The organism is Escherichia sp. WS338 (assembly GCF_046486405.1).
Taxonomy (GTDB): domain Bacteria; phylum Pseudomonadota; class Gammaproteobacteria; order Enterobacterales; family Enterobacteriaceae; genus Escherichia; species Escherichia coli.
In genome coordinates this window covers 79,666-104,292 of sequence record NZ_JBJQLL010000006.1, presented here as the reverse complement: position 1 = coordinate 104,292, position 24,627 = coordinate 79,666, and the positions used below count along the sequence as shown (strand labels likewise).

The window sequence follows — 24,627 nt, the reverse complement described above, 5'->3', positions numbered from 1 at the left end:
ATTTGCACACAATAACCACCGTGAATAGGTCTAAAGTAAAACATAAGAAATATTTTGGGTTTAGTCTGCTTTTTAATCCATATTACTGGATTTTTGTTAAGCCGTTTAACGGCGTTCCAGGGGCAGGAAAAAAGGATATTCAGGAGAAAATGTGCGCTATATCCGACAGTTATGCTGTGTAAGCTTACTCTGCTTAAGCGGATCTGCCGTCGCCGCGAACGTCCGTCTACAGGTCGAGGGGTTATCGGGAGAGCTGGAAAAGAACGTTCGCGCGCAGCTTTCTACGATTGAAAGTGATGAAGTGACGCCAGACCGTCGCTTTCGCGCACGCGTCGATGATGCCATCCGCGAAGGTCTGAAAGCGCTGGGCTATTACCAGCCGACCATTGAATTTGATCTCCGTCCACCGCCAAAGAAAGGGCGGCAGGTATTGATCGCCAAAGTCACGCCAGGCGTGCCGGTGTTAATTGGCGGCACCGATGTGGTATTGCGCGGCGGCGCGCGGACCGATAAAGACTATTTGAAATTGCTCGATACTCGCCCGGCTATTGGCACGGTACTGAACCAGGGTGATTATGAAAATTTCAAAAAGTCCTTAACCAGCATTGCGTTGCGTAAAGGTTATTTCGATAGCGAATTTACCAAAGCACAGCTGGGCATTGCGCTCGGCCTGCATAAAGCCTTCTGGGATATTGATTATAACAGTGGCGAACGTTACCGCTTTGGGCATGTGACCTTTGAAGGATCACAAATCCGCGATGAATACCTGCAAAATCTGGTGCCGTTTAAAGAGGGCGATGAGTACGAATCGAAAGATCTGGCAGAACTGAACCGTCGACTTTCTGCTACCGGCTGGTTTAACTCGGTGGTGGTGGCTCCACAATTTGATAAAGCGCGCGAAACGAAAGTATTACCATTGACGGGCGTGGTTTCGCCGCGAACAGAAAACACCATCGAAACCGGCGTCGGTTACTCTACGGACGTGGGACCGCGCGTGAAAGCGACGTGGAAAAAGCCGTGGATGAACTCTTACGGTCACAGTTTGACCACCAGTACCAGTATTTCCGCGCCGGAACAGATCCTCGACTTCAGCTATAAAATGCCGCTGCTGAAGAATCCGCTGGAACAATATTATTTGGTGCAGGGCGGTTTTAAGCGCACTGACCTGAACGATACCGAGTCTGACTCCACTACGCTGGTGGCTTCTCGCTACTGGGATCTCTCCAGCGGCTGGCAGCGTGCCATTAACCTGCGCTGGAGTTTCGACCACTTTACCCAGGGTGAAATTACCAACACCACGATGCTGTTTTATCCTGGGGTGATGATTAGCCGCACGCGTTCTCGTGGTGGCCTGATGCCAACCTGGGGCGACTCGCAACGCTACTCTATCGACTACTCCAACACGGCCTGGGGCTCGGATGTTGATTTCTCCGTTTTCCAGGCGCAGAACGTCTGGATCCGCACACTGTACGATCGCCATCGTTTTGTGACACGCGGCACGCTGGGCTGGATTGAAACGGGTGATTTCGACAAAGTACCGCCGGATCTGCGTTTCTTCGCCGGGGGCGATCGCAGTATTCGCGGCTACAAATACAAATCTATCGCCCCGAAATACGCCAACGGTGACCTGAAAGGGGCCTCGAAGCTGATAACCGGATCGCTGGAATACCAGTACAACGTGACCGGAAAATGGTGGGGCGCGGTGTTTGTCGATAGCGGCGAAGCGGTAAGCGATATTCGCCGCAGCGACTTTAAAACCGGTACCGGTGTCGGCGTGCGCTGGGAATCGCCGGTCGGGCCAATCAAACTCGATTTTGCCGTGCCGGTCGCGGATAAAGACGAACACGGGTTACAGTTTTACATCGGTCTGGGGCCAGAATTATGAGTTTATGGAAAAAAATCAGCCTCGGCGTGGTTATCGTTATCTTACTGTTGCTGGGATCGGTGGCGTTTCTGGTGGGCACCACCAGCGGCCTGCATCTGGTATTTAAAGCGGCGGATCGCTGGGTGCCAGGACTGGATATTGGCAAGGTCACCGGCGGCTGGCGTGATCTCACCTTGTCTGACGTTCGTTATGAGCAGCCAGGCGTGGCGGTAAAAGCGGGCAATCTGCATCTGGCGGTCGGGCTTGAGTGCCTGTGGAACAGTAGCGTTTGTATTAATGATCTGGCGCTGAAAGACATTCAGGTCAACATCGACAGTAAAAAAATGCCTCCTTCTGAACAGGTTGAAGAAGAGGAAGATAGCGGTCCGTTGGATCTCTCCACGCCGTATCCCATTACCCTGACACGGGTGGCGCTGGACAACGTCAACATCAAGATTGATGACACCACGGTATCGGTGATGGACTTCACCTCCGGCCTGAACTGGCAGGAGAAAACCCTGACCCTGAAACCGACATCGCTGAAAGGCCTGTTGATTGCTTTGCCGAAAGTGGCGGAAGCGGCACAGGAAGAAGTGGTCGAACCGAAAATTGAAAATCCGCAGCCGGAGGAAAAGCCGCTCGGCGAAACGCTGAAAGATCTCTTTTCTCGCCCGGTATTGCCGGAAATGACCGACGTGCATTTGCCGCTTAACCTGAACATTGAAGAGTTTAAGGGCGAGCAGCTGCGCGTGACGGGCGACACGGACATCACCGTGAGCACCATGCTGCTGAAAGTGAGCAGCATTGACGGCAATACTAAACTGGACGCCCTGGATATCGACTCCAGTCAAGGGATCGTCAACGCCAGCGGCACGGCGCAGCTGTCAGACAACTGGCCGGTGGATATCACCCTCAACAGCACACTGAACGTGGAGCCGTTGAAAGGTGAAAAGGTGAAGCTGAAAGTGGGCGGTGCGCTGCGCGAACAGCTGGAGATAGGCGTTAACCTTTCCGGTCCGGTGGATATGGATTTACGCGCCCAGACGCGACTGGCGGAAGCCGGATTGCCGCTCAACGTGGAAGTGAACAGCAAACAGCTTTACTGGCCGTTCACTGGTGAGAAGCAGTATCAGGCGGATGATCTGAAACTGAAACTTACCGGCAAAATGACCGATTACACGCTCTCTATGCGCACGGCTGTTAAGGGCCAGGAGATCCCGCCAGCCACCATTACCCTTGATGCCAAAGGTAATGAACAGCAGGTCAATCTCGACAAACTTACCGTCGCGGCGCTGGAAGGGAAAACGGAACTTAAGGCGTTGCTCGACTGGCAGCAGGCCATTAGTTGGCGCGGTGAGCTAACGCTTAACGGCATTAACACCGCCAAAGAGATCCCGGAGTGGCCGTCGAAACTCAATGGCTTGATTAAAACCCGCGGTAGCCTGTACGGCGGCACCTGGCAGATGGAGGTGCCAGAACTGAAGCTGACCGGTAACGTCAAACAGAACAAAGTGAACGTTGACGGCACGCTGAAAGGCAACAGTTATATGCAGTGGATGATCCCAGGGCTGCATCTGGAACTGGGGCCAAACAGTGCCGAAGTGAAAGGCGAGCTGGGGGTAAAAGATCTCAATCTTGATGCCACCATCAACGCGCCGGGGCTGGATAACGCGCTGCCGGGGCTTGGCGGTACAGCGAAAGGGCTGGTGAAAGTACGCGGCACGGTGGAAGCGCCACAACTACTGGCAGATATCACCGCGCGCGGCCTGCGCTGGCAGGAACTTTCCGTGGCGCAGGTTCGCGTGGAAGGCGACATTAAATCCACCGATCAGATCGCCGGGAAACTCGACGTACGCGTTGAGCAAATTTCGCAACCGGATGTAAATATCAACCTCGTCACCCTGAATGCCAAAGGCAGTGAAAAGCAGCACGAGCTACAGTTGCGGATTCAGGGCGAGCCTGTCTCCGGGCAGCTTAATCTGGCAGGAAGTTTTGATCGCAAAGAAGAACGCTGGAAGGGAACTCTTAGCAATACCCGCTTCCAGACGCCGGTCGGCCCGTGGTCGCTGACCCGCGATATTGCGCTGGATTACCGCAATAAGGAGCAAAAAATCAGCATCGGGCCACACTGCTGGCTTAACCCGAATGCGGAACTGTGCGTGCCGCAAACTATCGATGCGGGTGCCGAAGGGCGTGCGGTGGTGAATCTCAACCGCTTCGACCTGGCCATGCTGAAACCATTTATGCCAGAAACCACTCAGGCCAGCGGTCTCTTCACGGGTAAAGCGGACGTTGCCTGGGACACCACGAAAGAGGGGCTGCCGCAGGGCAGTATCACCCTTTCGGGGCGTAATGTGCAGGTGACGCAAACCGTCAACGATGCGGCGCTGCCCGTGGCGTTTCAGACGCTGAATCTGACGGCGGAGTTGCGTAACAACCGTGCCGAATTGGGCTGGACCATCCGCCTGACCAATAACGGCCAGTTTGATGGTCAGGTGCAGGTGACCGATCCGCAAGGCCGCCGTAATCTTGGTGGCAACGTCAATATCCGTAACTTCAACCTTGCGATGATAAACCCCATCTTTACCCGTGGGGAAAAAGCAGCGGGGATGGTGAGTGCCAACTTGCGTCTGGGTGGTGATGTGCAAAGTCCGCAGTTGTTTGGTCAGCTTCAGGTTACGGGGGTGGATATCGACGGCAACTTTATGCCGTTTGATATGCAACCGAGCCAGCTTGCGGTCAACTTTAACGGTATGCGCTCGACGCTTGCAGGTACCGTGCGGACCCAGCAGGGTGAGATCTACCTGAACGGCGACGCCGACTGGAGCCAGATTGAAAACTGGCGGGCGCGAGTAACAGCGAAGGGCAGTAAAGTGCGGATCACCGTGCCGCCGATGGTACGAATGGATGTATCACCAGATGTTGTATTCGAGGCTACACCAAACCTGTTTACCCTTGATGGTCGCGTGGATGTCCCGTGGGCGCGCATTGTGGTGCATGAGCTGCCGGAAAGCGCGGTGGGCGTCTCCAGCGATGTGGTGATGCTTAACGATAACCTGCAACCGGAAGAGGCAAAAACGGCGTCGATTCCGATTAACAGCAACCTGATTGTCCACGTTGGCAACAATGTGCGCATTGACGCCTTTGGCCTGAAAGCGCGGCTGACGGGCGATCTCAACGTCGTTCAGGACAAACAAGGGCTGGGCCTGAACGGGCAGATCAACATCCCTGAAGGGCGCTTCCATGCCTATGGTCAGGATCTGATTGTGCGTAAGGGTGAGCTACTGTTCTCTGGTCCGCCAGATCAACCGTATCTTAATATCGAAGCTATTCGTAACCCGGATGCTACAGAAGACGACGTCATCGCCGGAGTTCGCGTCACTGGTCTGGCGGACGAACCGAAAGCGGAGATCTTCTCTGACCCGGCGATGTCGCAACAAGCTGCATTGTCTTATTTGCTACGTGGACAAGGGCTGGAGAGCGATCAGAGCGACAGCGCGGCGATGACCTCGATGCTGATTGGCCTGGGGGTTGCGCAAAGTGGCCAGATTGTGGGTAAAATCGGCGAGACGTTTGGCGTAAGCAATTTAGCGCTCGACACCGAGGGAGTTGGCGACTCCTCCCAGGTGGTGGTCAGCGGCTATGTATTGCCAGGCCTGCAAGTGAAATACGGCGTGGGTATATTTGACTCTATAGCAACACTCACGTTACGTTATCGCCTGATGCCTAAGCTATATCTGGAAGCCGTGTCTGGTGTAGACCAGGCACTGGATTTGCTCTATCAGTTCGAGTTTTAGCAATGCGAATATTTGTCTACGGCAGTTTACGCCACAAACAAGGCAACAGTCACTGGATGACCAATGCCCAGTTACTGGGCGATTTCAGTATCGATAACTACCAGTTGTATAGCCTGGGCCACTATCCAGGCGCAGTTCCGGGGAACGGAACAGTACACGGTGAAGTTTATCGTATTGATAACGCCACGCTGGCCGAACTTGATGCCTTGCGCACCAGGGGCGGTGAATACGCGCGCCAGTTGATTCAGACGCCGTACGGGAGTGCATGGATGTACGTTTATCAACGACCCGTCGATGGATTAAAGCTAATTGAAAGCGGCGACTGGTTAGACAGGGATAAGTAATAATAAAAGCACGCCACCTTCGGGTGGCGTTGTTTTATGCGATGTATCTCGCGATTTTTTTTGTAACTTTCCCATCTTTTGCTTTTCTCTCCGGGCCGCTTTCCATATCTGCAATCGCATAAAAAACTCTGCTGGCGTTAACAAATGTACAGGGGTAAAACGGGGACACGCTTTGAACGGTGAGTATGAGTGAGGCCGGCTAACTTCCAGCAAGTGGCTATGAACAGCAAAATGGTGGTCGAGTTTAGCTTGTTCTTACCGTTCAAGCCTTTCAACTGCTGAAAATAATAATAGTGGAGTAGAGAGTTTATAAATTGCGGGCATAAAAAAACCCTTACTAACCGAAGCCCGGTGTTCAGGGTTATTGCGCCAGAAGAACTTATTTATTCTTGGCGCGCTCGAAGGAAGCAACGATTTCAGCTTTAGCGGCTTCTGCGTTTTCCCAACCTTCAACTTTAACCCACTTGCCTTTTTCGAGGTCTTTGTAGTGCTCGAAGAAGTGAGCGATTTGCGCTTTCAGCAGCTCTGGCAGATCGTTAACGTCTTTAATGTGATCGTATTCTTTGCTCAGCTTGGTGTGCGGAACAGCAATCAGTTTCGCATCTTCACCGGCTTCGTCGGTCATTTTCAGTACGCCAACCGGACGGCAGCGGATCACAGAACCCGGCTGCAGCGGGTACGGAGTCGGGACCAGTACGTCAACCGGGTCACCGTCCAGAGACAGAGTGTGGTTGATGTAACCGTAGTTGCACGGATAGAACATCGCGGTGGACATGAAGCGGTCAACGAACAGTGCGCCGCTCTCTTTGTCGATTTCGTATTTGATTGGATCTGCGTTAGCCGGGATCTCAATAACAACGTAGATGTCTTCCGGCAGATCTTTACCCGCAGGGACGTTGAGTAAGCTCATGTCTGTTTCCTTTAAAAATATGTGGCAAACAAGTGCCGAGTATTATAGCCAACTCGCGCCGAATGTCTTCGCTTGTTTTCGTCTTCATTTTCCTTTTTCGCCAGTTTTAAGACGGTATACAGAGCAGGAAAATCCATAACCGTAGCCGCATTTTTCATAGTGAGATGAAAGCGATTACAAACTTGTGATTAACGTTTTATTTACTTTTTTGAAGTGTGATGTAACGCAATCCGTTACATAACGAATTGTCTATAGTTTTTTCGCGAACATCTTTTCACCAATAATAATTACCCCGACGAGGACAACCCTATGTGGAAACGCTTACTTGTAGTCTCTGCAGTCTCGGCAGCCATGTCGTCTATGGCGTTGGCCGCTCCATTAACCGTAGGATTTTCGCAGGTCGGATCGGAATCCGGCTGGCGCGCCGCAGAAACCAATGTGGCGAAAAGTGAAGCCGAAAAACGCGGTATCACACTGAAAATTGCCGATGGTCAGCAAAAGCAGGAAAACCAGATTAAAGCGGTACGTTCCTTCGTCGCACAAGGGGTGGATGCGATCTTTATCGCTCCGGTGGTGGCGACGGGTTGGGAACCGGTATTAAAAGAGGCGAAAGATGCCGAAATCCCGGTCTTCTTGCTTGACCGTTCCATCGATGTGAAAGACAAATCTCTCTATATGACCACTGTCACCGCCGACAACATCCTCGAAGGCAAGTTGATTGGTGACTGGCTGGTAAAAGAAGTGAATGGCAAACCATGCAACGTGGTGGAGCTGCAGGGCACCGTTGGGGCCAGCGTCGCCATTGACCGTAAGAAAGGCTTTGCCGAAGCCATTAAGAATGCGCCAAATATCAAAATTATCCGCTCGCAGTCAGGTGACTTCACCCGCAGCAAAGGCAAAGAAGTGATGGAGAGCTTTATCAAAGCGGAAAACAACGGCAAAAACATCTGCATGGTTTACGCCCATAACGATGACATGGTGATTGGTGCAATTCAGGCAATTAAAGAAGCGGGCCTGAAACCGGGCAAAGATATCCTGACAGGCTCTATCGACGGCGTGCCGGACATCTACAAAGCGATGATTGATGGCGAAGCGAACGCCAGCGTTGAACTGACGCCGAACATGGCAGGCCCCGCTTTTGATGCGCTGGAGAAATATAAAAAAGACGGCACCATGCCTGAAAAGCTAACCCTGACCAAATCCATCCTTTATCTGCCTGATACCGCAAAAGAAGAGTTAGAGAAGAAGAAAAATATGGGGTATTGAGGGTTGCTATGCCTGATGCCGATTCGTAGGCCGGATAAGGCGCTCGCGCCGCATCCGGCGGTGGTGCGCTGAAGCCTGATGCGACGCTTACCGCGTCTTATCATGCCTACTGGGAGCACGCTTTACACCGGGGGAAACCATGACGACCGACCAACACCAGGAAATCCTCCGCACCGAAGGATTAAGTAAATTTTTCCCCGGTGTCAAAGCGTTAGACAACGTTGATTTCAGCCTGCGCCGTGGTGAAATCATGGCGCTGCTCGGTGAAAACGGGGCGGGAAAATCGACGCTCATCAAAGCATTAACCGGTGTATACCACGCCGATCGCGGCACTATCTGGCTGGAAGGCCAGGCTATCTCACCGAAAAACACCGCCCACGCACAACAACTCGGCATCGGCACCGTCTATCAGGAAGTCAACCTGCTACCCAATATGTCGGTCGCTGATAATCTATTCATAGGTCGCGAACCCAAACGTTTCGGCCTTCTACGCCGTAAAGAGATAGAAAAGCGCGCCACCGAACTGATGGCATCTTACGGTTTCTCCCTCGACGTGCGCGAACCGCTCAACCGCTTTTCAGTCGCGATGCAGCAAATCGTCGCCATTTGCCGGGCTATCGATCTCTCCGCCAAAGTGCTGATCCTCGATGAACCCACCGCCAGTCTCGACACTCAGGAAGTAGAGTTACTGTTTGGCCTGATGCGTCAGCTTCGCGATCGCGGCGTCAGTCTGATCTTCGTCACTCACTTTCTCGATCAGGTCTATCAGGTCAGCGATCGGATCACCGTCTTACGTAACGGCAGTTTTGTGGGCTGTCGGGAAACCCGCGAGCTACCGCAGATCGAACTGGTAAAAATGATGCTGGGGCGTGAACTGGACACCCACGCGCTTCAGCGTGCCGGGAGAACATTGCTGAGCGACAAACCTGTTGCCGCGTTCAAAAATTACGGCAAAAAAGGAACGATCGCGCCGTTTGATCTCGAAGTACGCCCCGGCGAGATCGTCGGTCTGGCAGGCTTGCTGGGATCAGGACGTACCGAAACCGCCGAAGTGATCTTCGGTATCAAACCTGCTGATAGCGGCACGGCGTTGATCAAAGGCAAACTGCAAACGCTACGCTCGCCACATCAGGCTTCGGTACTGGGCATTGGCTTCTGCCCGGAAGACAGGAAAACCGATGGCATTATCGCCGCCGCCTCGGTGCGGGAAAATATCATCCTCGCTCTCCAGGCCCAGCGCGGCTGGCTACGACCTATTTCCCGTAAAGAACAGCAAGAGATTGCCGAACGCTTTATCCGCCAGCTTGGCATTCGCACACCTTCCACCGAACAACCGATTGAATTTCTCTCCGGCGGCAATCAGCAAAAAGTGTTGCTTTCACGTTGGCTACTGACCCGACCGCAATTTCTGATTCTCGACGAGCCAACGCGCGGAATTGATGTTGGTGCCCACGCCGAGATCATCCGCCTGATTGAAACGCTGTGCGCCGATGGGCTGGCGCTGCTGGTGATCTCCTCCGAGCTGGAAGAGCTGTTGGGCTATGCCGATCGGGTGATTATCATGCGCGATCGCAAACAGGTGGCGGAGATCCCGCTGGCAGAGCTTTCCGTTCCGGCGATCATGAACGCCATTGCGGCGTAAGGAGAACAGTGTGATGCCTCAATCTCTCCCGGACACTACGCCGCCGAAAAGGCGTTTTCGCTGGCCAACAGGAATGCCGCAGCTGGCGGCACTGTTGCTGGTGCTGCTGGTTGATAGCCTGGTGGCCCCACATTTCTGGCAGGTGGTGCTTCAGGATGGGCGTTTGTTCGGTAGCCCTATCGACATTCTTAACCGTGCGGCCCCCGTTGCGCTACTGGCGATTGGCATGACGCTGGTTATCGCCACCGGTGGGATTGATCTCTCCGTAGGGGCGGTGATGGCTATCGCCGGAGCCACAACGGCTGCGATGACGGTCGCGGGATTCAGCCTGCCAATTGTTTTGTTAAGCGCCCTGGGCACTGGCATCCTGGCAGGATTGTGGAACGGCATACTGGTAGCGATCCTCAAAATTCAGCCGTTTGTCGCCACCCTGATCCTGATGGTCGCCGGGCGCGGCGTGGCGCAACTGATCACCTCCGGACAGATCGTCACATTTAACTCACCGGATCTCTCCTGGTTCGGCAGTGGATCGCTGTTGTTCCTGCCAACGCCAGTCATTATTGCGGTGCTGACGCTTCTCCTGTTCTGGCTGTTGACCCGCAAAACGGCACTGGGGATGTTTATCGAAGCCGTTGGTATCAACATTCGGGCGGCAAAAAATGCCGGGGTAAACACGCGGATCATCGTCATGCTCACCTACGTGTTGAGCGGGCTATGTGCGGCGATTGCGGGCATTATCGTGGCGGCGGATATTCGCGGTGCCGATGCCAACAATGCCGGATTATGGCTGGAGCTGGACGCCATTCTTGCAGTGGTGATTGGCGGCGGATCGCTGATGGGCGGGCGCTTTAACCTGCTGCTTTCGGTGGTGGGGGCGCTGATTATTCAGGGAATGAACACCGGAATTTTGCTTTCTGGCTTTCCGCCGGAGATGAACCAGGTGGTGAAAGCGGTGGTGGTGCTTTGCGTGCTGATTGTCCAGTCGCAACGCTTTATCAGTCTGATTAAAGGGGTACGTAACCGTGATAAAACGTAATTTGCCACTGATGATCACCATCGGCGTCTTTGTGTTGGGTTATCTCTACTGTCTGACCCAGTTTCCCGGTTTTGCTTCCACAAGAGTGATCTGCAATATCCTGACTGATAATGCCTTTCTTGGGATAATCGCCGTTGGTATGACCTTTGTGATCCTCTCCGGTGGGATCGATCTCTCCGTCGGTTCGGTGATCGCCTTTACCGGCGTGTTTCTGGCAAAAGTGATTGGCGATTTCGGCCTCTCGCCGCTGCTGGCGTTTCCACTGGTGCTGGTGATGGGCTGTGCCTTCGGCGCATTTATGGGGCTTTTGATCGACGCCCTGAAGATCCCGGCATTTATCATTACCCTGGCGGGGATGTTCTTTTTGCGCGGCGTCAGCTATCTCGTTTCGGAAGAGTCGATCCCGATAAACCATCCTGTTTATGACACGCTCTCAAGCCTTGCGTGGAAAATCCCTGGCGGCGGTCGCTTAAGTGCGATGGGGCTGCTGATGCTGGCGGTGGTGGTTATCGGCATATTCCTCGCGCATCGTACGCGTTTTGGTAATCAGGTGTACGCCATTGGCGGCAACGCAACGTCGGCGAACCTGATGGGGATTTCCACTCGCAGCACCACTATTCGCATTTATATGCTCTCTACCGGGCTGGCGACACTGGCGGGGATTGTCTTCTCGATTTATACCCAGGCCGGATATGCGCTGGCGGGCGTAGGTGTGGAACTGGATGCTATCGCCTCAGTGGTAATTGGCGGTACGCTTTTGAGTGGTGGCGTTGGAACGGTATTAGGGACGCTTTTTGGCGTGGCGATTCAGGGACTGATTCAGACTTACATAAACTTTGATGGCACGCTGAGCTCATGGTGGACGAAAATCGCCATCGGTATTTTGTTGTTTATTTTTATAGCATTACAGCGTGGATTAACGGTGCTGTGGGAGAATCGTCAGAGTTCGCCTGTGACAAGAGTCAACATTGCGCAGCGATAAAAACGCCTCTCCGTGTGGAGAGGCGCAGGAGATTACGCGTCCGGGAACTCACGGATAAAGCGTTCGACATCTTCAACCATATGGTCGTTGCCGACAAAGAATGAACGGCGCTGGTGCAGGGTTTCCGGGATGATATCCAGAATACGCTCTTTGCCATCGCTCGCTTTACCGCCTGCTTGTTCCGCCAGGAATGCCATCGGGTTGCACTCATACAGTAAACGCAGTTTACCGTCCGGGTGGCTGGCGGTGCTTGGGTAGAGATAAATACCGCCTTTCAGCAGGTTACGGTGGAAATCCGCGACCAGTGAACCGATATAACGTGAGGTATACGGGCGGTTGGTGGATTTATCTTCTTCCTGGCAGAATTTAATGTACTTCTTCACCCCGTTCGGAAACTTAATGTAGTTTCCTTCGTTGATGGAGTAGGTTTTGCCTTTCTCCGGGAAGCGCATCCGTTCCTGGCACAGGCAGAAAACACCCAGCGAAGGATCATAAGTAAAGGCGTGAACACCGCATCCGGTGGTGTAAACCAGCATAGTAGAGGAGCCGTATACCACGTAACCTGCCGCAACCTGTTTGTTACCAGGCTGGAGGAAATCTTCTTCCGTTACCGGCGTGCCAACAGGCGTAACGCGGCGGTAGATGGAGAAAATGGTACCGACAGAGACGTTAACATCGATGTTGGACGAGCCATCCAGTGGGTCCATCAGCACCACGTATTTTGCGTGTTCACAGCCTTCAAAGACGACAATCTCATCTTCTTCTTCAGAGGCAATGCCCGCAACGATATCGCGTGCTTTCAGTGCGGCTTTCAGTTTCTCATTAGCGAACAGGTCGAGTTTCTGCTGAACCTCGCCCTGCACGTTCTCAGCACCGCTGGCACCCAGGATATCAACCAGTCCTGCTTTGTTGATATCGCGATGGATAATCTTGGCGCCCAGTTTTATTGCCGACAGCAAAGCAGTGAGCTCACCGGTAGCATGAGAAAACTCGTGCTGCTTTTCGACAATAAATTCACCTAACGTTTTCATAAAACTTTCCCTGCAATGTTTATGGAGTAAAGCGACCGCAACAATCTTAACAAATAATCCCAATGTTGCGCTCAGGTGAATCGCGCCAGCAAATTACGGATTATCCTGAAATGCGTTTCTCACTTGCCCGACATATGCGTAAAATGAGCGCCAGATTAAAAAAGGATAGTGACGTATGCGCATTCATATTTTAGGAATTTGTGGCACGTTTATGGGCGGTCTGGCGATGCTGGCGCGCCAGTTAGGCCATGAAGTAACGGGTTCGGACGCCAATGTGTATCCGCCGATGAGCACCTTACTTGAGAAGCAAGGCATTGAACTGATTCAGGGTTACGATGCCAGCCAGCTCGATCCACAGCCGGATCTGGTGATTATTGGTAACGCCATGACCCGTGGAAATCCGTGTGTGGAAGCGGTACTGGAAAAAAACATCCCTTATATGTCAGGTCCGCAGTGGCTGCACGATTTTGTGCTGCGCGACCGCTGGGTGCTGGCCGTTGCCGGTACACATGGCAAAACCACCACCGCGGGAATGGCAACCTGGATTCTGGAACAGTGCGGTTACAAACCGGGATTTGTGATCGGCGGTGTGCCGGGGAACTTTGAGGTTTCGGCGCGTCTGGGCGAAAGCGACTTCTTTGTTATCGAAGCGGATGAGTATGACTGCGCCTTCTTCGACAAACGCTCTAAATTTGTCCATTACTGCCCGCGTACGCTGATCCTCAACAACCTTGAGTTCGATCACGCCGATATCTTTGACGACCTGAAAGCGATCCAGAAACAGTTCCACCATCTGGTGCGTATCGTTCCGGGGCAGGGCCGTATTATCTGGCCGGAAAATGACATCAACCTGAAACAGACCATGGCGATGGGCTGCTGGAGCGAGCAGGAGCTGGTGGGCGAGCAAGGTCACTGGCAGGCGAAAAAGCTGACCACCGATGCTTCCGAATGGGAAGTCTTGCTGGATGGCGAAAAAGTGGGCGAAGTGAAATGGTCGCTGGTAGGCGAACATAATATGCACAATGGCCTGATGGCGATTGCGGCGGCTCGCCATGTTGGTGTAGCGCCGGCAGATGCCGCTAACGCGCTGGGTTCGTTTATTAATGCTCGTCGCCGTCTGGAGTTGCGTGGTGAAGCGAATGGTGTGACGGTATATGACGATTTTGCCCATCACCCGACGGCGATTCTGGCAACGCTTGCGGCGCTGCGTGGCAAAGTTGGTGGTACGGCGCGCATTATTGCCGTGCTGGAACCGCGCTCAAACACCATGAAAATGGGGATCTGCAAAGACGATCTGGCACCTTCATTAGGTCGTGCCGATGAAGTCTTCCTGCTGCAACCGGCGCATATTCCGTGGCAGGTGGCAGAAGTGGCAGAAGCCTGCGTTCAGCCTGCACACTGGAGCGGCGATGTGGATACGCTGGCAGATATGGTGGTGAAAACCGCTCAGCCGGGCGATCACATTCTGGTGATGAGTAACGGCGGTTTTGGTGGGATCCATCAGAAACTGCTGGATGGGTTAGCGAAGAAAGCGGAAGCCGCGCAGTAATTCACAGCCTCAGCCTGATAGAGTGTGTGTAGGCCGGATAAGGCGTTCACGCCGCATCCGGCATTTGAGCATAGTGCCTGATGCGACGCTTGATGCGTCTTATCAGGCCTACAGGTGCACCGCATCCGGCAAACCATACTCACATCAACAACGAAAATTACCCTTCGTTTTCCGCTAACTCACGCAGATACTGGAAAATCTGGCGCGCGGATTTCGGCGGCTTATTCCCTTCTTTCTCTTTCTTCGCGTTACGGATCAGAGTACGCAGTTGCTGACGATCGGCATCGGGCCACAGATTCAATACTTCAGCGATGGCGTCATCACCTTGCTCGATCAGACGATCGCGCAGGTTTTCCAGTTTATGGAACAACACCACTTGCTGGTTGTGGCGGTTTTTCAGCTTATCCAGCGCCTGACGAATAGGCTCAACATCGCGCTGGCGCAGCATCTTACCGATGAGCTGCAACTGGCGGCGGCGACCTTCCATCTTAATACGCTGGGCGAGCTCAATAGCCGCGCGCAGATCCGCATCTAACGGGATCTTATCCAGCGCGTTTTTCCCCAGATCAACAATTTCCGCGCCAAGGCGTTTTAGCTCCTCGGCATCGCGTTTAATTTCACTTTTACTGACCCAGATAATTTCATCGTCTTCGTCTTCGATGTCATCACCGGGAACGTCGTCGAGCCAGTCTTCGGGCTGCTTAGTCATCTCAGGCTCCTTAAAAAAAGAGGCTAATGTTACCAGTTAAGATGCGCACTGAAAAACGGTTCTCTGTTAGACTTCAGAGAAACTCTCTACATTATGGCACTTGCAATGAAAGTAATCTCTCAAGTTGAAGCGCAGCGCAAGATTCTGGAAGAAGCAGTTTCGACTGCGCTGGAGTTGGCCTCAGGCAAATCGGACGGTGCAGAAGTTGCCGTCAGCAAGACCACCGGCATTAGCGTAAGCACGCGTTATGGTGAAGTGGAGAATGTTGAATTCAATAGCGATGGCGCGTTGGGGATCACTGTTTATCACCAGAACCGCAAAGGTAGCGCATCGTCTACCGATTTAAGCCCGCAGGCCATTGCCCGCACCGTACAGGCGGCGCTAGATATTGCCCGTTATACCTCGCCAGATCCCTGTGCCGGCGTGGCAGACAAAGAGCTGCTGGCCTTTGACGCACCGGATCTCGACTTGTTCCACCCTGCGGAAGTTTCCCCGGATGAAGCCATTGAACTGGCGGCCCGCGCAGAACAGGCAGCATTGCAGGCGGACAAACGCATCACCAATACCGAAGGTGGCAGCTTTAACAGCCACTACGGTGTCAAAGTTTTTGGCAACAGCCACGGCATGTTGCAGGGTTACTGCTCTACGCGTCATTCGCTCTCCAGCTGTGTAATTGCCGAAGAAAATGGCGATATGGAGCGTGATTACGCCTACACCATTGGTCGTGCGATGAGCGATCTGCAAACGCCAGAGTGGGTCGGGGCCGACTGTGCTCGCCGCACTTTATCGCGTCTGTCACCGCGTAAACTCTCCACCATGAAAGCGCCGGTCATTTTTGCCAATGAAGTGGCAACCGGGCTTTTTGGGCATCTGGTGGGGGCGATAGCGGGTGGATCGGTTTACCGTAAATCTACCTTCCTGCTGGATTCGCTGGGTAAACAAATTCTGCCGGACTGGCTGACCATTGAAGAGCATCCGCATCTGCTGAAAGGGCTGGCCTCTACGCCATTCGACAGCGAAGGTGTGCGCACCGAGCGTCGCGATATTATTAAAGATGGCATCCTGACTCAGTGGCTGCTGACCAGCTACTCGGCGCGGAAACTGGGGCTGAAAAGCACCGGACATGCGGGCGGTATTCACAACTGGCGGATTGCCGGACAAGGGCTAAGCTTCGAACAAATGCTCAAAGAGATGGGCACCGGGCTGGTGGTGACGGAGCTGATGGGCCAGGGCGTGAGTGCCATTACCGGTGATTATTCCCGTGGTGCAGCGGGCTTCTGGGTAGAGAATGGCGAAATTCAGTATCCGGTTAGCGAAATCACCATCGCAGGTAATTTAAAAGATATGTGGCGCAATATTGTCACCGTCGGTAACGATATTGAAACACGCAGTAATATACAGTGTGGTTCTGTGCTGTTGCCGGAGATGAAAATCGCCGGGCAGTAAAAAACTGGCGCGACCTGCCGCGCTATAAACTAAAAAATTACACAAAATCATTCGCACTGCATCGAGACGGAAAGTGAATGAGGACCGGGGAGCGTACTCGCAGTACGTGACTCGGGCGAATGAGCGTAGCCGTCGATGAGGCAGTGTGAAGGATGAAGTGTAAATAAAAAAGGAAGTGAGCAATGCGTAAAAGCCTGTTAGCTATTCTTGCAGTCTCCTCGTTGGTATTCAGTTCGGCGTCGTTTGCCGCTGATCTTGAAGACAATATGGAAACCCTCAACGACAATTTAAAAGTGGTCGAAAAAGCCGATAACGCGGCGCAAGTCAAAGACGCGTTAACGAAGATGCGCGCCGCAGCGCTGGATGCGCAAAAAGCGACGCCGCCGAAGCTCGAAGGCAAATCACCGGACAGCCCGGAAATGAAAGACTTCCGCCACGGTTTCGATATTCTGGTCGGTCAGATTGACGACGCGCTGAAGCTGGCAAATGAAGGTAAAGTAAAAGAAGCGCAGGCTGCCGCAGAGCAACTGAAAACGACCCGCAACGCCTATCACCAGAAGTATCGTTAATTCCTTATTTCCCTGTTGCCTGCACTCAGGTAACAGGGAACTTATCATCGCAAATGATGCACCACCTGATTGCTGCTGCCGCGCCAGATCAGGGAAGGGTCTTTTAAATCCTGCACAAATTTGCCGTCGACCAGCACGTTAATCAAATCAACAACCTGCATTTGCGCAGCGTTGAGTTCGTCGAGTTTATAGCCTGTCCACACCCAGATGTCTTTACCCGGACATTCGGCGCGGATGCGTTGTACCAGTTTCAGAATATCCGGCACGTTTTGCGGATGCAGCGGATCGCCGCCGGAGAGGGAAATACCCTGGCGTTTGATGCGAGTGTCATTCAGATCGTTAATGATCTGGTCTTCCATTGCTTTGGTAAATGGCTGACCGGAATTTACCCGCCAGGTGCTTTTGTTATAGCAACCGGGGCATTCATGAACACACCCGGAGACAAACAGGGTGCAGCGAGTGCCGGGGCCGTTGACGATGTCGACAGGATAGTACTGATGATAATTCATTATTTCGCCTGGCTTATCAGTCCGCGTGTAGGCTGCATCCAGTAATCAACGCCTGATGCGACGCTGTCGCGTCTTATCAGGCCTGGAGCCGTTGCCAAATGTAGGCCGGATAAGGCGTTTACGCCGCATCCGGCATTTGCTTAACGCAGAGTGAAGATTAACCTATCTGCCCATTCCCCAAATGTTTAACGCGGCGCTTAACTTCTTCCTGCTTACCGGCGTTAAATGGACGTGCATCCGGGCTACCTAAATATCCGCACACGCGGCGAGTCACCGACACACGGGAGGCGTCATGGTTACCACATTTCGGACAAGTGAAGCCTTTGCTGGTGCACTCGAACTCACCGGTAAAGCCACACTCGTAGCACTCATCGATCGGCGTATTGGTGCCGTAATACGGTACATGCTGATAGCTGTAATCCCAGACATCTTCCAGCGCCTTCAGGTTGTGCTGAATGTTTGGATACTCGCCGTAGCAAATGAAACCACCGTTCGCCAGCGGCGGGTAAGGCGCTTCAAAGTCGATCTTGTCATACGGGTTCACCTTTTTCTCCACATCAAGGTGGAAACTGTTGGTGTAGTAACCTTTATCGGTCACGCCCGGCACCACGCCAAACTCAGCGGTATCGAGACGGCAGAAGCGGTCGCACAGGTTCTCACTCGGCGTACTGTAGAGGCTGAAACCGTAGCCAGTTTCTTCTTTCCACTGATCCACCGCCTGACGCAGACGCTCAACAATCGCAATACCTTTCGCGCGCAGCTGCTCGTTGTCGTAAACATGCTCGCCGCCGAACAGCGCGTTAATGGTTTCGTGGATGCCGATGTAACCCAGCGAAATAGATGCACGACCGTTTTTGAAGATTTCAGAAACGTCGTCGTCAGCATTCAGACGCACGCCACAAGCGCCTTCCATATAGAGGATCGGGGCTACGCGCGCTTTCACGCCTTCGAGACGAGCGATACGGGTCATCAGTGCCTTACGTGCCAGCACCAGACGTTCATCCAGCAGCTTCCAGAAGGTGGCTTCATCGCCTTTTGCTTCCAGAGCAATACGCGGCAGGTTCAGGCTGATCACGCCGAGGTTGTTACGACCATCGTGGATCTGCTCGCCGTTTTCATTTTCCCACACGCCGAGGAAGCTGCGGCAGCCCATCGGGGTTTTAAACGAACCGGTGACTTTCACTACCTGATCGTAGTTCAGGATATCCGGATACATGCGCTTGCTTGCGCACTCCAGCGCCAGCTGTTTGATGTCGTAGTTCGGATCGCCTTTTTTATGGTTCAGGCCATCGCGAATCGCAAACACCAGTTTCGGGAACACCGCCGTTTTACGGTTTTTACCGAGGCCGGCGATACGGTTACGCAGGATAGATTCCTGAATCAGGCGCGACTCCCAGCTGGTGCCCAGACCAAAACCAAAGGTTACAAACGGCGTTTGACCGTTGGCGGTGTGCAGGGTGTTTACTTCGTACTCCAGCGACTGGAAGGCATCGTAGCACTCTTTGATGGTACGAGAGTTAGCGTAGCCTTCGGCGTCCGGGATGTTCCACTCTTCTGCGGTCTTGCGATGTTTGTTGTAGCTGGCGGTGACAAACGGTGCCAGCACTTCATCGATACGGTTAATGGTGGTGCCGCCATAAATATGGCTGGCGACCTGGGCAATAATCTGCGCAGTTACCGCGGTTGCCGTAGAGATCGACTTCGGCGGTTCAATCTCGGCGTTCCCCATTTTAAAGCCCTGGGTCAGCATGCCTTTCAGGTCGATCAACATGCAGTTGAACATCGGGAAGAACGGTGAGTAATCGAGATCGTGATAGTGAATATCACCACGTTCATGTGCCTGCACCACGTCACGCGGCAGCAGGTGCTGGCGTGCATAGTGTTTAGCCACAATCCCGGCCAGCAGGTCGCGCTGGGTTGGAATCACCTTGCTGTCTTTGTTGGCGTTTTCGTTGAGCAACGAGGCGTTGGTCTGCTCAACCAGACCACGGATCTCCTGATTCAGGCGACCGCGTTTTTCACGTTCAATGTCGCGATCGTGACGGTACTCGATGTAAGCACGAGCCAGTTGTTTGTATGGACCCGACATAAGCTGGTTTTCAACGGCGGTCTGGATCTCGTTGATATCCACCTGGCTGCGGCCCTGCATCTGCTCGCTGACAACCGCGGCAACAGTGGCGCAATAATCTGCATCATCGACTTCCGCTGCTTTAGCTGCACGCAGAATCGCTTCTTTGATGCGCTCTGATTTAAACGGCACTTTGCAGCCGTCTCGTTTCATCACATGCGGTGTCATGATCGCTCCATATTTTTAAGAACAGGTTATCCACAGAAATTGGGAAAGGTGTTTTCCGGTTTTTTCGTTTCGTTTTCCGGCGCTTTCCGCAATCGCCATCCGCTTATCCACAACGCCGCACCTTTTTCGTGGGGAGTTGTAGTAGCAATTATAGTCGATTAATACAACATATTGGGTCGGGACGCATTTTAAAGTCTATATATAGTGCTTTGCATCAAGGATGTTTGAACTTTTTTTGATGTAGCTCAAAGTAAAAAGCAGAGCGTACGGATGACGGGCGCTACAGCGTTATGTAAATTTTTTAATGAATTTTTTGATTATAAAATCAACATGCTGAAAGGCAAAACCCCGGAATGACCAGTATTACCGGGGCTTAGCGGATACTTACTTCTGTAACCACCAGACAGCCTCAAAAGGCCGTAAAGTCATGGCACAGGGTTGTGGTGAGGCTTCTTCGTAGTTATGCATCACAAGCTGCCAGTTGCCGAGCATTTTCCCTGGCTGCCAGGGTTGGGTCTCACGGCTAAGGTTGGCAATGACCAGTAAGGTTTGCCCCTTCCACTCACGGCGATAGCACCACAATACAGGGCTGTTTGGCAGCAGATCCTGGTAATCGCCCCATGTCAGGACGGCTTCTTGCTTACGCAGTGCGATTAACTTTTGGTAGGTGTAAAACACCGAGGACTCATCGGCCAGCGCTGCTTCTACGTTGATTTCCTGATAGTTATCGCCCAGGCCAATCCACGGTTCGCCAGCCGTAAACCCGGCATTATCGCCGTTGCTCCATTGCATGGGTGTGCGACTGTTGTCACGGGATTTACTGGCGAGGATTGCCAATAACTCGTCGGCATCACGACCATCGTTGCGCAGCTCGGCAAACATATTGAGGCTCTCCACGTCGCGATAGTCAGTAATGCGCGTGAAATGCGGGTTGGTCATGCCAATCTCTTCGCCCTGGTAGATATACGGCGTTCCCTGCATGCCATGCAGCACCATCGCCAGCATTTTTGCCGCAGGCACGCGGTATTCACCTTCATCACCAAAGCGAGAAACAATGCGCGGCTGATCGTGGTTACACCAGAACAAGGCATTCCATGCCACGTTGTGCATTCCTTGTTGCCAGTGGCGGAACAATGTTTTCAACGCCACAAAGTCAGGTTTAGCCAGCGTCCATTTTTCACCACCGGGATAATCGACCTTCAGGTGATGAAAATTAAAGGTCATCGACAATTCACTGCCTGTCAGTGCCGCGTATCGCTGGCAATGCTCAAGGCTGGTGGAGGACATTTCACCTACGGTCATTAACCCGCGTGGCGTAAACACATCGCGGTTCATCTCGTGCAAAAACTCGTGTGCTCGTGGCCCGTCGGTGTAGAAGCGACGCCCGTCGCCATCCAGGTCTTCAGGGAAACGCGGGTCTTTGGAGATCAGATTCACCACATCCAGGCGCAACCCGTCGACCCCACGATCGGCCCAGAACTCACAGACTTTTTTCAGCTCTGCGCGTACCGCTGGATTCTCCCAGTTGAGATCCGCCTGTTCTGGTGCAAAGAGATGCAAATAGTACTGTTCGCTTTCCGCATGCCAGCGCCACGCACTACCGCCAAATTTTGAACGCCAGTTGTTCGGTGGCGTTTCTGGTTCGCCATCGCGCCAGATATAAAACTGGCGGTAAGGGCTTTCTTTGTTCAGCGCCTCGCGAAACCAGGCATGTTGGGTAGAGGTATGGTTAAACACCATATCGAGAATGATACGAATCCCGCGCGATTTTGCCTGCGTCACCAGTTCGTCAAAATCGTCCAGCGTGCCGTAGGTGGGATCAATCGCCGTATAGTTCGCTACATCGTAACCGTTATCGACCTGCGGAGAGACATAAAAGGGGGTTAGCCAGATGGCATCAACGCCCAGTTTATGCAGATAGTCCAGGCGTTGGATAACGCCACGTAAATCGCCGGTGCCGCTACCCGTGGTGTCCTGAAAACTCTTTGGATAAATCTGGTAGATAACGCCGTTTTGCCACCAGTGGGGAAGATTAGTCATTACGTTATTCCTGCAAATGCGAGGGGGCGCAATTGCGCCCCGAAGAAAATTAAACAATGTCCAGCGTGCCCAGGCGGTATTTCCGCTGATAGATAAACGAGGTGAGTACAATCGGGATGATGATGGCGATAGCCATTGCCAGCGCAAACACCTGCCAGTAGCTCGGTTGAATCGAGAGAATTCCCGGCAGGCCGCCTACGCCGATGCCATTCGCCATAACGCCGTTCAGGCCGCATAGCAATCCTGCCAGACCAGAACCAATCATCGCGCACAGCATCGGGAAGCGATATTTCAGGTTGATGCCGTACATTGCAGGCTCAGTGACCCCAAGCCAGGCGGAGATAGCGGCAGGCACGGAGATCTCGCGTTCATTGTGCTTGCGGCTGGAAATGATAATGCCTATCACGGCGGAGCCCTGAGCGATATTCGACAGCGCAATCAGCGGCCACACTGGCGTGCCACCCATGCTTTGAATCATCTGCAAATCAATAGCAAGGGTGGTCTGGTGTACGCCGGTGATCACCAGCGGCGCGTACAGGAAGCCAAACAATGCCGCACCAATCGGAGCAAAGCTGCCGGTCATCAGGTGACGTACCGCAAAGGCAACGCCATCGCCAATCATGCGACCAAACGGACCAATCAGCGCATGGGCGAGGAACACCGCGAGGATCAGCGAACAGACGGGCACCACCACCAGATAGAGGTAATCCGGTACGATGCGTTTAAGGCGAGTTTCAATAACGCCCAGCGCCAGCCCGGCTAACAGTGCCGGGATCACCTGCGCCTGATAGCCCACTTTGGCGATGCTGAACATGCCAAAGTCCCACACTTCCGGCAGCTGCTGCCCGAGCAGATAAGCGTTCATCAGCTGGGGGGAAACCAGTGTCACGCCAAGCACGATACCAAGGATCGGCGTGCCGCCCATTTTTTTCACCGCTGACCAGCAAATCCCGACCGGCAGGTAGAAGAAGATCGCTTCACCGATCAACCACAGAAAATCGTAGATCGTTTGCAGGGAAGGGTACATTTGCGCCAGCGTTTGACCGTTGCTCATGGGCAAATCGCCGATCACATTGCGAAAACCGAGGATCAAACCGCCGCTAATCAACGCGGGCAGCAACGGGAAGAAGATCTCCGCGAAATGAGAGATCAACTGCTCATGCCATTTCATATTCTGCCGGGCGGCTTTTTTTACCTGCTCTTTATCAACCTGCGCCTGTCCGGTTGACGCTATTAGTGCTTGATAGTAATCACCCACGTTGGTGCCAATCACCACCTGAAATTGCCCGGCATTGGTGAAACAGCCTTTCACCATGGGGAGTTGCTCAATTTCTTTCGGTCTGGCATTGGCCGGTTGGTTGAGGACAAAGTGCAGGCGAGTAATACAGTGGCTCACCGTCGCAATATTGCCGCGCCCGCCGACCAGTTCAATCAACCGATCGATATCCGTTTGGTTTATTTTGCTCATCATAAAGCCCCATGGCAGATGACATTTTTGGTTGGCTGCAGAATATATTGCGCGGAAAAATTTAAAAACGGGAACGTTCCCGAAACGCAGCGAAGATCACAATTTATCGTTCAGGAAACGATCAGGACAGGGTGGCGGGGATGATGATTTGTTGCGGTTCGCTGCGCCCGGTTACCTGTGCGATCAATTGGCAGGCCGCCTGGCGTCCAGCTTCGGCGTAACCAGGATCTACGGTGACGATCTCCGGATGGAGGAATTTCATTAATGGCGTATTACCGACGCTCGCCAGTTGCAAGGTGTCGATGCGTTGCTCTTGCCGGTATTTACTTGCGCCAAGTGCCAGCGTGTCGGTTGCGCACAGTAAGGCGGTAGTTTCAGGCGTAATCACTTTTGCTACGTTCTCATAGCCTTGCTTCATAGCAAGGCCTGGCAGAGCGGCAACGGGATGCAGTTTATGCGCTTTGCAGAACGCCAGGTAGGCTTCGTGACGTCGCTTCCCGGTCGTCACGTCACTATGCGGCACGCCGAGATAACTGATATTACGATGCCCCTGGTCATACAGCCGTTGCATCAGGATCTTGATTGCCCCTTCGTCGTCATAACAGACCGAAGCAAAGCCTTTTGCGTCACGCGCCAGCAGAACCAGCGATGACTGCCAGTGGGCTAACATTTCTTCTGTTATGCCGGTAAAACCGAACAGCACTACGCCGTCGATATTACGCCGTTTCAGCACCCCCAAATGTTCGGCAACTAATTGCGGGGAAAACTGACTTTCCATCATGATTGGGTCGTAACCTTGTTCATAGAACGCTGGCAGCATGGTTTGAACGGCGAGATTTTCTGACAACGAATCCAGACGGGTAACAATGATGGCGACCACTTTATCGCTTTGACCACGCATAGCGCGCGCAGAGCGGGAAGGGGAAAATCCATGCTGATTCATCACTGCTTCAACACGCTCGCGCGTGCGCTGGCTCACGCCGCTTTCGTTATTCAGCACCCGGGAAACCGTAGATTTCCCCACGCCGCTTAAGCGCGCGATGTCTTTGATGGTCAGCCGATTTTGCATCCTGTTGTCCCGTAACGTGTTGTTTAATTATTTGAGCCTAACTTTACCCGTGCATTCAGCAATGGGTAAAGTCTGGTTTATCGTTGGTTTAGTTGCCAGC

17 protein-coding genes and 1 pseudogene are annotated in these 24,627 nt (G+C 53.1%); 10 read left to right on the top strand and 8 right to left on the bottom strand.

What is annotated here, in order from left to right; translation table 11 throughout:
• Window positions 1-151: 151 nt before the first annotated feature.
• Genes tamA through ACJHWT_RS07290 form a run of 3 tightly spaced genes read left to right on the top strand, consistent with a single transcriptional unit; the run spans window position 152 to window position 6,005 of the window.
• Entirely contained in the window at window positions 152-1,885 is a 1,734-nt protein-coding gene (tamA, locus tag ACJHWT_RS07300) for an autotransporter assembly complex protein TamA (RefSeq protein WP_001269301.1), read from the top strand.
• Complete coding sequence (tamB, locus tag ACJHWT_RS07295) at window positions 1,882-5,661, top strand: autotransporter assembly complex protein TamB (RefSeq protein ID WP_001696466.1); 3,780 nt, start codon at window positions 1,882-1,884, stop codon at window positions 5,659-5,661. Before tamA ends, tamB begins: the two co-directional genes overlap by 4 nt.
• 2 nt (window positions 5,662-5,663) lie before the next feature.
• Window positions 5,664-6,005 (top strand): gamma-glutamylcyclotransferase, encoded by a 342-nt coding sequence (locus ACJHWT_RS07290; protein WP_001219160.1) that lies wholly within the window; start codon window positions 5,664-5,666, stop codon window positions 6,003-6,005.
• A gap of 379 nt (window positions 6,006-6,384) precedes the next feature.
• On the opposite strand, the gene ppa is transcribed toward ACJHWT_RS07290, so the two are convergent.
• Complete coding sequence (ppa, locus tag ACJHWT_RS07285) at window positions 6,385-6,915, bottom strand: inorganic diphosphatase (RefSeq protein ID WP_000055072.1); 531 nt, start codon at window positions 6,913-6,915, stop codon at window positions 6,385-6,387.
• Between the two features lie 309 nt (window positions 6,916-7,224).
• On the opposite strand from ppa, the gene ytfQ reads away from it, so the two are divergent.
• The 4 genes from ytfQ (at window position 7,225) to yjfF (ending at window position 11,841) form a co-directional block, all read left to right on the top strand.
• On the top strand, window positions 7,225-8,181 hold the full coding sequence (gene ytfQ, locus ACJHWT_RS07280) for a galactofuranose ABC transporter substrate-binding protein YtfQ (protein WP_000265931.1): 957 nt from the start codon (window positions 7,225-7,227) through the stop codon (window positions 8,179-8,181).
• Between the two features lie 139 nt (window positions 8,182-8,320).
• Window positions 8,321-9,823 (top strand): galactofuranose ABC transporter, ATP-binding protein YtfR, encoded by a 1,503-nt coding sequence (gene ytfR / locus ACJHWT_RS07275; protein WP_065203306.1) that lies wholly within the window; start codon window positions 8,321-8,323, stop codon window positions 9,821-9,823.
• 13 nt (window positions 9,824-9,836) lie between these two features.
• The gene (gene ytfT / locus ACJHWT_RS07270) at window positions 9,837-10,859 is read left to right on the top strand and encodes a galactofuranose ABC transporter, ATP-binding protein YtfT (RefSeq protein ID WP_001298067.1); all 1,023 of its coding nucleotides are present in this window, start codon (window positions 9,837-9,839) and stop codon (window positions 10,857-10,859) included.
• Window positions 10,846-11,841 carry a galactofuranose ABC transporter, permease protein YjfF gene (gene yjfF / locus ACJHWT_RS07265; protein WP_000596021.1) on the top strand — a complete coding sequence of 332 codons (996 nt, stop codon included), beginning with the start codon at window positions 10,846-10,848 and terminating at the stop codon, window positions 11,839-11,841. The genes ytfT and yjfF overlap by 14 nt, the downstream gene beginning before the upstream one ends.
• Before the next feature lie 32 nt (window positions 11,842-11,873).
• Here the strand turns inward: yjfF and fbp are convergent, their stop codons facing one another.
• Window positions 11,874-12,872: a class 1 fructose-bisphosphatase gene (gene fbp / locus ACJHWT_RS07260; protein WP_000853753.1), complete on the bottom strand. Its 999-nt coding sequence runs from the start codon at window positions 12,870-12,872 to the stop codon at window positions 11,874-11,876.
• Between the two features lie 175 nt (window positions 12,873-13,047).
• Here fbp and mpl point away from each other — a divergent pair, with 175 nt between their 5' ends.
• Complete coding sequence (gene mpl, locus ACJHWT_RS07255; RefSeq protein ID WP_001219792.1) at window positions 13,048-14,421, top strand: UDP-N-acetylmuramate:L-alanyl-gamma-D-glutamyl-meso-diaminopimelate ligase; 1,374 nt, start codon at window positions 13,048-13,050, stop codon at window positions 14,419-14,421.
• Between the two features lie 157 nt (window positions 14,422-14,578).
• Here the strand turns inward: mpl and yjgA are convergent, their stop codons facing one another.
• On the bottom strand, window positions 14,579-15,130 hold the full coding sequence (gene yjgA / locus ACJHWT_RS07250; protein ID WP_000166277.1) for a ribosome biogenesis factor YjgA: 552 nt from the start codon (window positions 15,128-15,130) through the stop codon (window positions 14,579-14,581).
• 93 nt (window positions 15,131-15,223) lie between these two features.
• On the opposite strand from yjgA, the gene pmbA reads away from it, so the two are divergent.
• Together pmbA and cybC are read left to right on the top strand one after the other, a co-directional pair.
• Window positions 15,224-16,576 (top strand): metalloprotease PmbA, encoded by a 1,353-nt coding sequence (gene pmbA, locus ACJHWT_RS07245; protein ID WP_001162171.1) that lies wholly within the window; start codon window positions 15,224-15,226, stop codon window positions 16,574-16,576.
• Window positions 16,577-16,758: 182 nt separating this feature from the next.
• Window positions 16,759-17,145 carry a cytochrome b562 gene (cybC, locus tag ACJHWT_RS07240; protein ID WP_001232246.1) on the top strand — a complete coding sequence of 129 codons (387 nt, stop codon included), beginning with the start codon at window positions 16,759-16,761 and terminating at the stop codon, window positions 17,143-17,145.
• Between the two features lie 44 nt (window positions 17,146-17,189).
• On the opposite strand, the gene nrdG is transcribed toward cybC, so the two are convergent.
• From nrdG to treR, 5 genes and pseudogenes are all read right to left on the bottom strand, one after another.
• Complete coding sequence (nrdG, locus tag ACJHWT_RS07235) at window positions 17,190-17,654, bottom strand: anaerobic ribonucleoside-triphosphate reductase-activating protein (RefSeq protein ID WP_001106233.1); 465 nt, start codon at window positions 17,652-17,654, stop codon at window positions 17,190-17,192.
• Between the two features lie 157 nt (window positions 17,655-17,811).
• Window positions 17,812-19,950 carry an anaerobic ribonucleoside-triphosphate reductase gene (gene nrdD / locus ACJHWT_RS07230; protein ID WP_000187805.1) on the bottom strand — a complete coding sequence of 713 codons (2,139 nt, stop codon included), beginning with the start codon at window positions 19,948-19,950 and terminating at the stop codon, window positions 17,812-17,814.
• Window positions 19,951-20,334: 384 nt separating this feature from the next.
• Window positions 20,335-21,990: an alpha,alpha-phosphotrehalase gene (treC, locus tag ACJHWT_RS07225; protein ID WP_001317590.1), complete on the bottom strand. Its 1,656-nt coding sequence runs from the start codon at window positions 21,988-21,990 to the stop codon at window positions 20,335-20,337.
• Between the two features lie 49 nt (window positions 21,991-22,039).
• Complete coding sequence (treB, locus tag ACJHWT_RS07220; RefSeq protein WP_001317591.1) at window positions 22,040-23,461, bottom strand: PTS trehalose transporter subunit IIBC; 1,422 nt, start codon at window positions 23,459-23,461, stop codon at window positions 22,040-22,042.
• A 118-nt stretch (window positions 23,462-23,579) separates the two neighbouring features.
• Window positions 23,580-24,530, bottom strand: a pseudogene (gene treR, locus ACJHWT_RS07215) (trehalose operon repressor TreR); the annotation flags it as partial.
• Window positions 24,531-24,627 lie beyond the last annotated feature (97 nt).